General features: G+C 57.3%; 12 protein-coding genes. 2 read left to right on the forward strand and 10 right to left on the reverse strand.

Translation table 11 applies throughout. The features are described from left to right. Positions 1 to 21 precede the first annotated feature (21 nt). From OIM11_06110 to OIM11_06120, 3 genes are read right to left on the reverse strand one after another with little or no spacing between them, the layout of a single operon-like run. Positions 22 to 636, reverse strand: a complete 615-nt coding sequence (locus tag OIM11_06110) for an MptD family putative ECF transporter S component (protein HJJ00698.1) — start codon at positions 634 to 636, stop codon at positions 22 to 24. A 50-nt stretch (positions 637 to 686) separates the two neighbouring features. Then, positions 687 to 2102, reverse strand: a complete 1416-nt coding sequence (locus tag OIM11_06115; GenBank protein HJJ00699.1) for an ABC transporter ATP-binding protein — start codon at positions 2100 to 2102, stop codon at positions 687 to 689. Then, entirely contained in the window at positions 2099 to 2836 is a 738-nt protein-coding gene (locus OIM11_06120) for an energy-coupling factor transporter transmembrane protein EcfT (protein HJJ00700.1), read from the reverse strand. Before OIM11_06120 ends, OIM11_06115 begins: the two co-directional genes overlap by 4 nt. A 136-nt stretch (positions 2837 to 2972) precedes the next feature. On the opposite strand from OIM11_06120, the gene OIM11_06125 reads away from it, so the two are divergent. Beyond that, positions 2973 to 4010 carry an AraC family transcriptional regulator gene (locus OIM11_06125; GenBank protein ID HJJ00701.1) on the forward strand — a complete coding sequence of 346 codons (1038 nt, stop codon included), beginning with the start codon at positions 2973 to 2975 and terminating at the stop codon, positions 4008 to 4010. A 420-nt stretch (positions 4011 to 4430) separates the two neighbouring features. On the opposite strand, the gene OIM11_06130 is transcribed toward OIM11_06125, so the two are convergent. From OIM11_06130 to OIM11_06160, 7 genes are all read right to left on the reverse strand, one after another. Continuing rightward, the gene (locus OIM11_06130) at positions 4431 to 5411 is read right to left on the reverse strand and encodes a WYL domain-containing protein (GenBank protein ID HJJ00702.1); all 981 of its coding nucleotides are present in this window, start codon (positions 5409 to 5411) and stop codon (positions 4431 to 4433) included. Positions 5412 to 5423: 12 nt separating this feature from the next. Then, positions 5424 to 6800: an exopolysaccharide Pel transporter PelG gene (gene pelG, locus OIM11_06135; GenBank protein HJJ00703.1), complete on the reverse strand. Its 1377-nt coding sequence runs from the start codon at positions 6798 to 6800 to the stop codon at positions 5424 to 5426. Continuing rightward, positions 6781 to 8214, reverse strand: a complete 1434-nt coding sequence (gene pelF, locus OIM11_06140) for a GT4 family glycosyltransferase PelF (protein HJJ00704.1) — start codon at positions 8212 to 8214, stop codon at positions 6781 to 6783. Before pelF ends, pelG begins: the two co-directional genes overlap by 20 nt. Before the next feature lie 6 nt (positions 8215 to 8220). After that, positions 8221 to 9930, reverse strand: coding sequence for a DUF2194 domain-containing protein (locus OIM11_06145; GenBank protein ID HJJ00705.1), 1710 nt, complete (start codon positions 9928 to 9930; stop codon positions 8221 to 8223). A 60-nt stretch (positions 9931 to 9990) separates the two neighbouring features. Further along, positions 9991 to 10914 (reverse strand): hypothetical protein, encoded by a 924-nt coding sequence (locus tag OIM11_06150; GenBank protein HJJ00706.1) that lies wholly within the window; start codon positions 10912 to 10914, stop codon positions 9991 to 9993. Further along, the gene (locus OIM11_06155) at positions 10907 to 12319 is read right to left on the reverse strand and encodes a hypothetical protein (GenBank protein HJJ00707.1); all 1413 of its coding nucleotides are present in this window, start codon (positions 12317 to 12319) and stop codon (positions 10907 to 10909) included. Before OIM11_06155 ends, OIM11_06150 begins: the two co-directional genes overlap by 8 nt. A gap of 89 nt (positions 12320 to 12408) precedes the next feature. Further along, positions 12409 to 13047 (reverse strand): NAD(P)-dependent oxidoreductase, encoded by a 639-nt coding sequence (locus tag OIM11_06160; protein HJJ00708.1) that lies wholly within the window; start codon positions 13045 to 13047, stop codon positions 12409 to 12411. A 353-nt stretch (positions 13048 to 13400) separates the two neighbouring features. On the opposite strand from OIM11_06160, the gene OIM11_06165 reads away from it, so the two are divergent. After that, positions 13401 to 14195, forward strand: a complete 795-nt coding sequence (locus OIM11_06165; protein HJJ00709.1) for a MerR family transcriptional regulator — start codon at positions 13401 to 13403, stop codon at positions 14193 to 14195.

The raw sequence follows: 14195 nt of genomic DNA on the forward strand, positions 1-14195 counted from the left end.
ATGTTGCTTTGAAAAAGGGCGCTAGGCGATTCCCGCGCGCTCGAGGTGCTTCTTGAACACCGCCCGTCCGACCAGCGAGCCGATGATGCCGCCCGCGAAGGTCACGACCGCGATGATCGCGAACGTCTCGGGAGTCACCGTGGACAGAAGGGCTTCCATGTAGGCCGGGTCGATGCTGTTGGACCCCATCAGCTCGCGGTAGTAGTCCTGGGAGGCGAACATGGGAACGAAAAGGCCCGCCGCCCAGCAGGTCTCGAAAAGCGCGTACCCCACGGCGACGCCTGCGAACCTCCCGTACCCGAGCGCTTTCCGCGCCAGCTCGGAGACGGCGCCGCCGACGGCGAGGCCGAGCGCCACGGGCCATCCCGACCCGATGACGAAGATGACCACGGCGAAGACGAGGGCCATGATCAGCGAGGTTCCTGCGCGCGGCACGCGCGCATGCATGTAGACCCAGACGATCCCGGCGGGTATCGCCGCGATGGCGCAGCAGCCGCAGTACGCCACGACGCTCATGGAGGTGATTCCCACGACGAGCATGCTCACCACCATGAACAGCAGAGAGAAGACGCCGAGGGCTATGAGGTCCCTGGAGCTGAGGCTGCCGCTTTCCTTCTGTTTTGCTTTTGCTGTCATTTCCAAATCCTTTCTTTCATAGGAATCCTTCTCAGTCTTTGCAGGCCGGCTCACTCGATGAGCACGATCTGGTCGCAGGCCTTAGACAGGAACTCCGTGTCGTGGCTGACGACCGCCACCGTCTTCCCGCGAGACGCCTCTTCGCGCAAGATGAGCGCGAGGCGCTCCATGTTCCGGAAGTCCAGGCCGCTCGTGGGCTCGTCGAGGAGAAGCGCCTGCGCTCCCGATTCCGACGCGATGGCGCAGACGCACCGCTGCTTCTGCCCTCCCGAGAGCGATGCGGGATGGCGGTCGGCGACATCTCCCAGGCCGAACTCCTCCAGGACCGCTTCGAGACGAAGTTCGTCGACGTCGGAAGGAGACGGGGCCGCGGATGCCAACTCGTCGCGCACGCTCGGGCGAAAGAGCTGGTAGTCGGGGTCTTGCATGACCAGAAACGCATGATTGGGTCTTCTCTTGGGAGGGACTACCGAGCCTTGGAACCGGACATGCCCGAGCTCTTCTTTCTTGATCCCCGCCAGGCACTTGAGCAGGGTTGACTTGCCTGCCCCGTTTCGCCCGACCACGCCGACGACCCTCCCGGGGTCGAACGAGACGGTAATCCCCTCGAGGACCGGCACACCCCTCTCGTACCCCGCATAGATTCCCCTCGCCTCGACGGCGGGAAAGGCGGAGGCGGGACGGGAAAGGCGCTGCATCAGGTCGGCGAGCTTCGGCGGCTCGGAGGATCTGAGCCCGCAGGACTCTCGCTCCGCGTCGGACAGCCCCAGGAATCGCTGCGCGTCCCATTCGGCGGCGACGGAACCGCCTTCGAAGAGCAAGTACCGGTCGGCGACGCTCGCGAGGTAGGAGAGCCTGTGCTCGGCGATGATCACGGCAGACCCGCTCGACTTGGCTTTCGAGATGAAGGAGGCGAGCTTCTCCATGGAGGGAGGGTCCAGATTGCTCGAAGGCTCGTCGAGGACGTAGACGCTCGGCTTGCAGGCCCATGCGCTCGCGAAGGCCACCGATTGCATCTGGCCCCCGGAGAGCTCGAAGATGCCTCTGCCCATCAGGCACTCTATGCCGAGCTCGCGCACGACGTCGCGCACGCGCCTGTGCATCTCCTTCCTGGGAACGCCGAGGTTCTCCATGCCAAACGCAATCTCGCCGGTCGTGTCGAGGTTGAAGAACTGGGTGCGGGGATTCTGGAAAACGCTGCCCGTCAAAGACGAGAGCTCCCAATCCTCCAGGTCGTCGATGTCCCTGCTTGCTACAAGGATCTCCCCCGTCCGGCTGCCCTCGTAGAACCCTCCCGCCAGCCCGTTGACGATCCGGGTCGCGGTGGTCTTTCCGCAGCCAGACTCCCCGCAAAGAACGATGCATTCGCCCGGTGCGACGGCAAGGCTCACGTCGTCGACCGCCGGGGCATCGAACCCCGCATAGGTGAAGGAGACGCTTCTGAGCTCGACGGCGTTTTTCGTCACAGCAGGCCTCCGATCCCCTGATTGACCTTCACGGCTACGAGAAGCGAGCAGCAGATAACGAGGAACGCGAGCGACAGGAAATCGACCCGTCCGAACCGGGGCGCGTTGTAGGAGGTCTTCCTCCCGGGCCGGTCGATGCCGCGCGCAACCGCCGCAGCAGCGAGCTCGTCTGCGATCTTGGCGCAGCGCAGCATCACGGGCACGACCGCGGATTCGAACATCAGCGCCGGCTTCGAAACGAGATTCTTAAGCGAAAGGGCGAGCCCCCTCACCCTCATCGCGTCCGCTACGGCAGAAGACTCCTCCTTGAGCGTCGGAAAGAACCGCACCGCTATCACCAGCGGAACGACAACCGTCTTCGGCAGCCTCATCCCGTAGAGGGCGGCCGTGAGGTCGCCGATCTTGGTGGTAGTCGCGAAGACCGCCGCGAACAGGCAGATGGGCATGCAGGTGCGGCAGGCCAGGGCGAACGAGCCGAGGGCTCCGGCGGCGTTCGGCGGAAGCATCGTCGTGACCCAGAAGATGCCCATGAGAAAGAGATAGGCGAAAGAGAAAGAAGCCGCCATCCTTCCGCGCCCGATTGCGAAGGAGAGGAGGACGACGACGGCAAAGAGGACCGAGCCCAGAACGTAATCCTTCACGATAGCCCCGGTCGCTATGAGCACGACGAGCATGGCCACCTTCGTTCTGACATCGATGTCCTCCGCGAGTGTTTTCCGTGTTCTTCTTCGCAAAACCAGAGAGCCTTTCTTTTATCGCTATAATTGACAAAGAAATGTTAGCCTTGGTTAATATGAATCAGGTTGCACCTGGAGGGAAAAGTCCGAGCGCGCAAGAATTGCGTCCGAACGCGAATAAAAGGATCGGAAGATGTACGACAGGGAAACGATGTTCTCCCACGCCGCCCAAGCCGCGGCGGAGACCTTTGCGGCCTCGCTTGAGCCAATCGGCCTCGTCTTGGCGGACGGTTGGAACGGCGAGGGAGCCCTCTTCGAAGGCGACGGATGCCGATGCGAGGGGTGGTACTGGGCGTGGGAGGCGCGGCGGTTCTTCTCCGTCGTCTGCTGCGATTTCACTTTGAAAGAACCCCTGCCCTTCTGTTTCGATTCTGGCGGTTATTTCGCCGTCCGCCGCGAAAGACATGGCCTCATGCCGCAATCAAGCGTTTCCGCCTTTCTGGAAGCAAAGCCCAAGACAAGCTCGATCCTGCTTCCAAAAGAAGCGAGATTCTCTTACACGGAGATCGAGTACTACGACGAATACTGTCAAAGCGTCTTCGGGGAAAGAATCGACAAGGCGCTAAAACCGCTAGCGACCAGCCTGAAGGGTCTTAGGAACCAGGCTTCCTGGGATCCGGAAATAGCGGAGATGCTCGGCGAGATAACTCCAAGGGAGATCCCGGGGCCGGAAGCGAGCCTCCTGTATTCCGGAATCGCGAACTTGGTGATGGCAAGGCTGCTCAGGATGGGAGAGAGCCTGTGCGAGGGAGTGGCCGAGCAGGACCGCCTTTCGATCGCGAGAGCCGTATCGTACATCGAGAACAACCTAGGCGGTGCGATCAGGCAGAAGGATCTGCTCGAGGCCGCGAACATGGGGTCAACCAAATTCAAGAAGACATTCAAGCAGGTGACGGGATTGACAGTGACCGAGTTCGTCTCCTCGGAAAGAATCGAGCTGGCGAAAAGACTGCTCACCGACCATGATATGAGCATAGACGAGGTAGCGCATCGTTGCGGGTATGCACGAGCAACAAGCTTTTCCGCCCTCTTCGCGAAATCGGTCGGCATGCCCCCACGCAAGTGGAGATCGATCGCGAAGGTCGCTTTCGATGACGACCCGGAATCGAAATTACTGGGTGTTCTCGCAAGCGGGCGCTCCTGCGTCAGCGAGGCGGAATCTCATTCTTAGCTATCTTCGGAGACGTCGTGAGTTTGCCCTGAAATGACAGCGAAATCCTTCTGAAGAGCGAACTTGCCCCCTTTGAGTTTCGATCAGAATGATGCTTGGCAAGCCGACTCGAAATGAAGGGCATCAAGAACCCTTATCGTAGTCGCGTTCTCGATGGGTGTTTCATTCGAAAGAAAAGGATTCAATCGAACGGGGATAGCGGGTTTTCGCAGGCCGCGCACCAAATCCATCCTTCGTCGAAACTCAGGCGTAAAACTCACGAAATGGCAAAATGAAAAGAGCTGAGTTTGGGATGAGTTTTCTCTGAGAGAGGCTAACCGAATACAGCTGACAACGAGAAAAAACCACGGATAAAACGAGGACAAAATCGTAAAAATGAAACACTATTGTTTTATCGAGTGGGAGTAATCGCGCAAACCCCTAATCCTCCATGCGCGCCTGAAGGAAGGTGCGGTACTCCTCTTTGAGCCGTGCCGGGCCTGCGATTCTCACCGTGCCACCGAGGCCGGCGAGCCAACCAAAGAACGGTTCCGATACGCGAATCCTCACCGTTGCCATCGCGGTATTCGCGTCGTATTCGTGAAGCTCGGCTGCATCTCCGAAACGATCGAGCATAACCTCGATCTTGTCGGCATCGACCAGGAGTTGCACCGTGACGAGGTCTCCCCCGGAGCGGTCGAATGACTCGTACCCATCTTCATCGCAAGCATAATGCGCTATCTCGTCATTCTTCACCGCTTGCTTCCTGGAAACCCGCAGCTTGCCCATACGGTCAATGCGAAACTCGCACATCGAATCGCGCTCTTCACTCCAGGCAGTCAAATAGTAGAAGCCATCCCAGCAGGTGATATCAACTGGCGTTACCTCGTGCTTCTTTCCATCGTTCGTGGTCTTGCGCTCGCCCTCGAGGTCGTAGCGGTAGTACAAGAACCTGACTTGCCTGTGCGTACGCATGGCCTCGTGAATCAGATCGATGTTGCCGAACACGCTGTCGTTCTTCGATATGATGCGTCCGGAGACATGTATGTTCCTGTCGAGCATAAGACGCTCGCGATTGCTTGCAAGCGATTTGAGGCTCGTGACGAGGGCGACGCTCTGCCGGCGCGTGAGAGATTTGCACGACTCCACGGCATCGGCGAGAAGCATTAGCTCCGGAAGCGTAAGGGTATCCCGAATCAAGGCGTACTCGACTGGGGACCTCTGGAAGGACTGGATATCCAAGCCGAACTCCCTCAAGGTCTTGAAGTCACGATAGACGCTCTTGCGCTCTGCCGGGATGCCATACTCGTTCAGACGCGCGATGATCTGGGACATCGTAAGGCCATGCTCAGCATCGGTTTCCTCCTCGAGGATGCGCTTGAGGTAGAGCAGCTTCAGCTTGGACTTGGGGTTGTTCGCCATCTTCGTGCACCCCTAGCACATCAGGAAGCTATCGAGGTTTTCCATGCGTCGACGTAGCAGCACGTAGGAGACAATCCATCCGCACAGGCCACTGATGAGCAGAGGGAAAGGATAGAAGTCGTTGAGAAAAACGGCAGTGGCGGCGCCAATCGCCGTGATGATCAGGAACGTGACGGCACTGATGCAGGCGCCTTTGTAGTCCGAGAAGTAATAGAACACGACAATGGTGAAGTACATGCAAAACACCGTGTATACGCCCAGGCTCAGTATGACGAAGTACTGAAGAATCTGCTGACTGCTATTCAGGTACGGAAAGAACACCGTAGCCAGGCATATGACAACGATGGTGATGATGAGCTGGATCTCGTATACGAAGAAGAGCTGATGCCGCAAGGTCCTCACCATGACGCTGCGCTCTTTTTGAATCATCTCATGCGTTCCGTTGTTCAGGGCAGACACGTATCCCGTGTATTTCTCATAGAACGACGTTTCGACCTTGACGACGAAAATGACCAGGGACGGCATGTTGGCAACGATTGCCATGAAAAGCGCGATGTCGTAGACGCCAAACGAATGGAAGATGCTTACCCACTCCCCCATTGGCGAAAAGGACCAGTAGATGATGGTGGGAGTGTAGAGTCCCAACGTGTACGCAAATCCGGCAAGGGTGAGCATGGGATATTTGCGAAAGTAGGCCAGGAAGGCGAAGCACCTTCCCCGAGGCAGCCCAAACGTCTTCACGCACTGAAACACGAGAGCAAACAGGACGACAAAATAGCAGCAGGTCAGGGCAAGGCAAGCAGACGTGATCTTGCTGATTCCCAGCAGGCTATCGCAAGTGAAGTAACATAGCAGGCCCAGCACCATGCCAAAGAGGAAGCTGAAGGTCAGCGCCCTATAGTGCTTCAGCGCGGAAGCATAGGTCATCATGCTGAACCCGTCTGTGACCAGGACGCCCAGGAAATAGTAGTTCACCAGATAGGTCAGGGAGATGTCGCCGAGCGAGAAATACATCAACGTACAGGGTACGAGCATTATGACGCCGGACACCACGGTGGATAGCGTCAACACGCCAAAGGCCGACGGGCATATGTCAGATTCCTTGTTGAGAAAGATGCAGTCCGAGATATATCGCGAGACAGGCGTGGCATAGAGCACCGACACGAGCGTTGCGATGACGAACGCATAGGTTGACGTCGCGATGAAGAACCTGCTCTCGAGCATCGTAAGCCCCGTCTGCTCGAGCATGAGGACGAGCGCCAGCATGAGCACCGCAGAGATGACCGCAGGGCCCACCGTAGTCATGGTTGCGTAGATAGTGCCCCATATATTGGCAGCCAGCGTCTTTCTGCCATATATCTTGTTGAGCTCAAATCCTATTCCCGCCACGGGAATCCTCCTCTAGGTAGTTATAGATCGCACGGAACGCCTCGAGCATCCCCTTGCGGCTGTAGTACGTCTCGACACGCTTTCTCCCGGCCTTTCCCATTTCCCTCAGCATGGTCGGGTTTCGCACAAGGCGCAGAATCGCCTGGGCCATGGCCTCGCTATTCATAATGGGTACGATGATTCCCGCAGGACCGAAGTCGTCATCTTCGCGTTCGCCCTCGAGCAGCGCCTTGCAATCACCGACGTTCGTGGCGACGAAGGGCTTCTCGGCTGCCAGTCCCTCGAGTATCGCGAGCGGCTGACCCTCGCTTATGCTGGAAAGCAGCAGAAGGTCCACCTCGGGCAGATGCTCCCGGATATTGACCTGGCCAAGAAACTCGACGTCATCTGTCCCGAGTTCTTCGAGCAAATCAAGGCATTCCTGGTAATACGACGGGTCTTCAGCCGTATTACCCATGATCTCAAGCCGGGCATCCGGAACCGCATGCTTCACGATGTCGAAGGCGAGAAGCATGGTCTTCACGTCCTTGATGGGCACGACACGTAGCACGGTCCCGATCACGAAGGGACCGTCATGCTTCTCGCTGCGGCAACATGCGTAATCCTCGGCATTCACCCCATTCGGAATGATGGTGATTTTCTCGGGTGGGCACTTGAGCTCTATCTGAAGGGATCGATTGGTGCCGAACAAGGTCGTGACCACGCTTGCCTGCTGATAGGCAATGTAGGAAAGCTTCTTGAAGAAGTCGATCCACAGCTCCTTGAACTCGCCGGCAACCCAGTTCGATCGAATGATGTCCTCTTCCCGCTCACGCGTGTAAATGCCATGCTCCGACAGGAGGAAGGGCGCCTTGTTGATATACGATGCGCAACTTCCCAGAATGCCACCGTAGCCCGCGGAAACGGAATGGTAGATATCCGCACGTGGAATGTCCTGAGACAGCAAGTACATGAATGGAAAGTAGATTCCCCGGAAGTTCCACAGGAACTGGAGGAACACCTTCTTGGAATTCTGGCGATAGTACTCTTCCTTGCATATTTCGTAGAAGGACTCGCTCATGAGCAGGTCGCTCATGTGTTTGTGGTGACGCTTCGCAAGGTCAAGCACGCCAACCCAGTCTATTTCGTTCGTTGATCCGCTGACCAGCTGCTTCAGAACCGCTCGTTCGGCCTTGCTCAATCGCACCTTGCTGCCGCTTTTCGCAAACGTCGTATCGCCAAGATATATCGTGCGAATTTCCTTGACGTTCTCGGGGATCTTGTATGCGTATTCCGACATCTCCTCCCTGCTAGTTGCGATGGACCAGATCACGAACTCCACGTCGCTGAACTGCGTGCAGAGCATCTGAACCCAACTGGAGACGCCTCCTGGAATGTAGGGATAACTTCCCTCGCAAATCAAACATACGCGCATATGCGTTTATCCCTCCTCCAGCGTTATGACTCCGTGACTGTCTTGCATGCGCAGCAGGTAGTACCCGTTTCCGGCATCCTGATATGTCAGCCCCTGCGCACTTGCGATGCGTTTTTCGCAACGGTAGAAGAAGGCTTGTCCCACAACCGCGGCACCGCAGTCGAGCGATATCTGATTACCCTGTCGTTCCCAGCCGTAGTCCAAGTTCAAGTAGCTCTTCACGTCATCGCTGGTCTGGGATAGGGTCCTCCCCTCAAGCCACGGGGCCTTGCTCAAGACGTCCGACTCGAAAAGGCCAATTTGGCTCTTGTCCGCATCCCAAGCCGGACTTACGCCATCCTCCGTAATCAACGTGTCTGCATCGAACACGTGGGATACCATGCCGTAGGCACCAATTACCGAGCAGATGGCAAGGAGATTGCCATCCTCCATAACGTTTCCCCTGGTGGCGGCAGGGAATACGCAGATTTCGCCATCGTGGACAAACTGGAGCTTCTCGTCTCCCAGAACGCCTCGCACGGTCTTGATCTCCGCTTTGGGTATATCGAGCATCTGCGGAGCGTACGCGTCCGTTCCCAAAGTCAGGCTCTGGATCGTGTATTGCGGGAAGAGCTCCGTGAATTGCGCGATGAGGGTTTGGTCAAGGACCACATCCCCGGCCTCGAGACAATCTGAGCCCCATGCCAACTCTCCGTTGAACTTCAGAACCCACTTATCGATGTTCGAAAGTAGCTCTTCGTCAACCCCGCGCATGTCTTCTGCCGAGGAGGCCATGACACGCGCGCTTGTCGTGTAAGGGGTGTTCGTGCGAAGGGAGATCCCCTGGAAGGCCGGCCAAATCACCTCTTCCACGAACCCGTTGGCAGAATAGCCATACGCCCTCTTGCAAAGCTCGTCATACGAAGCGGTGTGCATGGGGAAGTCGTCGATGAAGACCGCCTTGACGCCCAACACCGGATATATGAAATCGGAGAGCATCGCCCCGATGCATCCCGTGAGGAGTCCCGCGTAGCGGATGTCTTCCAAAAAGCCTCCGTTAATCAGGCACGCACGGCCTTCTTGCCAATCGTTGACATAAAGGAGCGGAACCGCGTCCTCCTGACTTTGGAGGTACACGGACGCTTCGTCGCTCACGGCTATGCGACGGGAGCCGCTGCTCTCGGCGTAATGCGCTTGCGATGGCTGAACGGGAAGGAGTGCATCCTCGAAGACGAGCGTGTGGTAGTTCCTCGTTTCGCCGACGCTTTGGATGCCCAGCATCGGATATAAGTCCCTGTCCGCGTCCTCGTCGCTGATTCCCGCCGCGAAAATCACGTGCCCGCCTTGAGCCACGAACGCTTCCAGGGCATGACCGCTGTTATAGCGGCCTATATGACTGTCGCAGATGATCAAGACATCCAGATCAGTAGATGGAGTTGGCTGTGCCCCCAGGCTCGCTATTTCGGGCTCGACTATGGTGAAGTGGAGGCTCTTGCAGAGCTGCCTCACGGTAGCGTACACGCGGCTGGAGGAAGCATCTGATGCAGTGCCGATAATCCCCACTTTGAACGTGCGCTCTTCTGGTATCTTGACCTGCCCGATATACGTTCGGTCAGATCCAGCGCTGTTTTGCACCCTGGCACTCGAGGCGTAGTTTTCGTATATGCCGTAAATCAGGAAGATGCCGCCGAGGACGGCTACCACCAAGATGATGTAGATGAAGCGCTTGATTTGCACTATGTCACCACCGTACGATTCTCGTCATCAGGTCACCAGGCTTCCGAGCGTCTGCTTGCATCAGTCATGCACCGGCGCATTTGCAAGACGACTTGACCAATACCGAAGCTGCTCGAGCCCTTCGGGCGAGAGGCGCACCTGCCGGTTCTGCTGCAAGTCCTCCAGGATGTTTTCGAATTTCTGGCGATCTCCCATCTGGTAGAACATCTTGAGCATGCCCTGATAGGACGCCTCGCTTTTCATTCGGCCCTTGTGCGCCTGCCAGAGACCTTCTGCCTGCGCATACCGACCAAGCTCGACGAGGGAATCCAAGTACTGTTCGAACTCGTTGAGCGTAACAACGCTCTCGTCAGCGTCGATCTGATGCTGGACGAGATCGCACAGGCGCTTACGGTAGGAGTCCTGCTCTCGCGCGGAAAACACGCCGCTGTCGAGCACGTCGAATAGGGCTGCACAGGCACCGTGGTACGCCGCGGGATCAGCCGGATTCTCCTCGTAATCCTTTCGGCACTCCATCCATCGCGCCTGCTGGATACGGTAGATCTCCATCTTCGCAGCAGCCATGTAATGCGCGGATTCCGAGTCCTCGTCTTCCTGTGCCGCGAGCAGGGCCTTGTAGTTCTCGCGCATATCCTTCTTGAGCTGGTTGAGCAGCAGGGTCCTTCTCTCGGTAGTGCCACTAATGGCCATGGCATCTTCCACGGGAACGACATCGAGCTCTTCTCGAACGTTTGGGTGCTCTGGCTGGCGCTCGATGTCGTGCGCATGAGTCAGAACCGCCTCTCGATCGACACCGACCCTGTTCAGGAACGATCGAAGGAGAATGGGAACGAAGTAAACCAGGAAGCCAAGACCAGGCAGGAAGATGAAGAAGAGCGTGAGTCCCGCGCCCTGACGTCGCGCTCGTTTCACAAGAAAATAAAGCAACGAAAGGGCAAGGTTTGCTAGCAGAAGCGCTCCCAGAGCAATAAGCCTATCATCCATGGCGAGCTTCATCTCGCAGTGCGTCTTGCTCGGTAGAAACGGAACGAATGGCCATGTCGCTTTCGATGAGACGCCGCTGCAGGTTCTCGAGGTTGTCCGGACTCGTATTGTTCAGCAACGCGAAAAGCCTGCCTTCGCCATCCGTGCCGAGGCAGTCCGTTACGCGGAGCAGCTCGCCAGCTGTTTCCGCAGCCACAGCAATCGATCCCGAATACGGAAACTCCACGAGGCAATACTCCGCAATGCCCTTTTCCGCCTTTTCCTGGGCAAGGCTGATTCGCCGACGGAATGCCTCCGGCTTCAGAATGTCCGTCTTCTCGTAGTAGTGCTCCTCCCGCGACATCTCCTCATACTGCAGGGCCTTTTCCATCGAATCCCTGAGTAGCAGGGACATGGTCTTGAGGAGGTTGATGTGATAGAGGCTCTCGGACTCGTACGGCATGGTTCTGATGACGACGACGGCCTCCGTTACATCCTTGCAGATGACGGGGAGAACAATGGCGGGCTCGTCGCTTCCAAGCTCGCCCTGGTAGAGCTCGCCGCGCATGACCGCATCGTAAATGCGAGGATACTCGGAGATGTTCCACGTCTTCCCGCCCATCGTCGATTCTTCGTTCAAGGATCCGACAAGACGCAGCCAGGGGCTTCCTGCCTGCCCTTGGTAAACGGCAACCGTATTCGTGCGCACCAGCTCCGCGATGACCTGCATCGTCTCCATGAGAATGCGATCTGGCTCTTGGACCATGAGGCGACTTATCATCTTGTAGAGCTTCGGGAAGCCCGTCCTCGAGGTGAGCAGGCGCGATTCGTACTCGTTCTTGATAAGGACGTTCTCCTCGTTGATGGCCTTGAGATCAGCGTACTCGTCTTTCAGAATCTCAAGGTCAAGACGAAGACTTCGGTTCCGTTCCTTGAGCATGCTCGTCGTGTAACTCACCAGAAGGCCCAGGAACACGAATTCCATGATGGTCAACACGCTACCTGCCGCGGTGTCAAACGAATTGAAATCGAAGATGGCGAGCTGCTGGCCAAACAAATACGCGGCACTCGCGAGGATGGCCGCCAAGGCACTCTGGTAAATGTTGTATGAAACGGATATGAGGATGACGTAGATCATCATCCAGTTGACTTGGGAAAGAAGGGCGTTTTGCCCGCTGAAGTAATCTATGGCAAAGAAAGCCGCGAAAATGAGCAGGTTCTCGATGAGTTGGCGGAGTGCCTTGGGGACGATTGGTTTCTTCTCACCCTGCGTTTTACCAGAAGGCCTTTCGAAGACGATCTCGCCATCTGCCAGCTGTCGTGCGAGGTCGTGAAAATCCTTCCAGCCCAACTCATCGCGAATGAGCTCGCTACTCGCAATGGTTATGCAAGCGGGGTTTTCCCAGGTAACAGAAGAAGGCTTCACATGCTGCTGCTCGCAGATGAGAGTGCAGAGTAGGTCTGCGCCGAGCTCACGGCTTCCGCAGACGTTGAGTACCGGGTGACTTGTGTCCTCTAGTACGCGCTTGACGGCATCGGCAAGGTCAGCAACATGGAGCGGTTGAGAGACCCCCCCCCCAGGCTTCCTTTACCAAGAACAATCGCGGCGAAACTCCTACTCAGGAAGTCCTTGCCATCTGCCGTTGGGCGATCACCGTAGAGTTGCGATGCACGCAACGTCGTCGCTTCCATGTTGGGGTGCTGTCGATACAGGTCGAGGAGCTGCTCCTCGCGAGCAAACCGCATGCCGCGCTCGCTCACAGGAGCGCATGGTGATTGCTCGCTTGCTGGTTTCTCGGTATCCCCGTACACGTCCGTCGAGGAGAGCAAGACCACCTTGACACCCGAAAGCGCCGCAGCTGCCCGCAATGTCGAAGCGAGGAGCGCAACGTCTGCATCCGATTCACTGGGAAGAGGGGCCACGTCAAGATAATGATTTCCGGCAAAGACGACACAGTCGGGGGCGATGGATTGCAGGAGGTCCTGGAACGTCTCGCCCTTTCTCGGGGTTCGGTAAAACCGATGCCTCGACAGGCTTCTCCTCTTGGGAAGGGCCTTGTCCGACACAAGATATACGTCGTGTCCCTCTTGCACCAAACGCTCTACGAGCGTCTCGGCCAGTATGTCATTCGATCCTATGTAGGCAATCTTCATAAGTGCTCTTACGCTTTCTGGCAGCGCGCGTACCGTGCTGCCAACGCGACAGCCGTCTGCGCATCAGAATCAGTCATCTAAGCTCGCCGAGCAATTCTACTGCATTTCTGGAGGAAATCTGTCTTCACGTAATACTTTACCGCGTGCGCCGCAAGACACAAGGCCAATCGATGCATATCGCCTCGAAGAAACGGCACTGCTCCCCCATGAATTTCGCCAATTGTCCCATGTATGTATGGTGCCCAGTGGTGTTTCCCACCTGTCTTTCATGAGAAAATCCGAAATACTTGCAATCGCCCCTTGCTCGTGACGCGGCGTCACGTTGTAGAACTCGGTCCTGAGGAGGTGAATCCATGACCGAAGACAACACCTACACGACCGGAGAGTTGGCCGATGCGTGCGGAACCACCGTGCGCACCGTGCAGTACTACGACCAGAAGGGTCTGCTCGCCCCTTCGGGATATTCCGAGGGCGGCAGGCGCATGTACGCCGATGACGACGCGGAGCGCCTGCGCTTCATCCTCATGCTGAAGACGCTTGGACTCAAGCTCTCGCAGATCAGGGGAATCCTCGAGAGCCCGAACCGCGGGGCGATTCTCGAGACGCTCCTCGAGGAGCGCGCATCGCAACTCGAGGAGGAGATCGCGCAGAGCACGGCGATGCTCGACAGCATCAAAATCATGCAATCCGACCTCGAGCTTTGCGGCCACATCACCATGACATCGCAAGCGGCCATGGATACAAGGATGAACGACGAAAGAGCACGGAAGCGTCAGTGGATCACCATGATCATCGTGGGCATCTGCATGGACACCGCATGGATCGGCACGCTGGTATACGGCATCGTATCCGGCATCTGGTGGCCATTCCCGGTTGCCTTGGCGTTCGTCATCGCGGCAGGACTATGGCAGGTCTTTCACTACGGCGCCCATGCGACCTATCTCTGCCCTGCCTGCAAGGCGGAGTTTCGCCCACGCATGGGCGCATTCATCATATCCGGACACACGCCGCGCACCCGCAAGCTCACGTGCCCCTGCTGCGGCATCAAGGACTGGTGCGTCGAGCGCTACCACGCAGAGCCGCTTGAAATCGCACCGGGAACTTGCGTGCCCGGCACCTGCACCTGCGAAGGCGGTGATCTGCGATGA

It is taken from the genome of Coriobacteriaceae bacterium (assembly GCA_025992705.1).
Taxonomy (GTDB): Bacteria; Actinomycetota; Coriobacteriia; order Coriobacteriales; family QAMH01; genus QAMH01.

Coding starts and splice junctions, on each gene's coding strand:
- OIM11_06160 (HJJ00708.1), bottom strand. CDS start 13,047: ATGAAGATTGCCTACATAGGATCGAATGACATACTGGCCGAGACGCTC.
- OIM11_06110 (HJJ00698.1), bottom strand. CDS start 636: ATGACAGCAAAAGCAAAACAGAAGGAAAGCGGCAGCCTCAGCTCCAGG.
- OIM11_06165 (HJJ00709.1), top strand. CDS start 13,401: ATGACCGAAGACAACACCTACACGACCGGAGAGTTGGCCGATGCGTGC.
- OIM11_06150 (HJJ00706.1), bottom strand. CDS start 10,914: ATGGATGATAGGCTTATTGCTCTGGGAGCGCTTCTGCTAGCAAACCTT.
- OIM11_06125 (HJJ00701.1), top strand. CDS start 2,973: ATGTACGACAGGGAAACGATGTTCTCCCACGCCGCCCAAGCCGCGGCG.
- OIM11_06130 (HJJ00702.1), bottom strand. CDS start 5,411: ATGGCGAACAACCCCAAGTCCAAGCTGAAGCTGCTCTACCTCAAGCGC.
- pelF (HJJ00704.1), bottom strand. CDS start 8,214: ATGCGCGTATGTTTGATTTGCGAGGGAAGTTATCCCTACATTCCAGGA.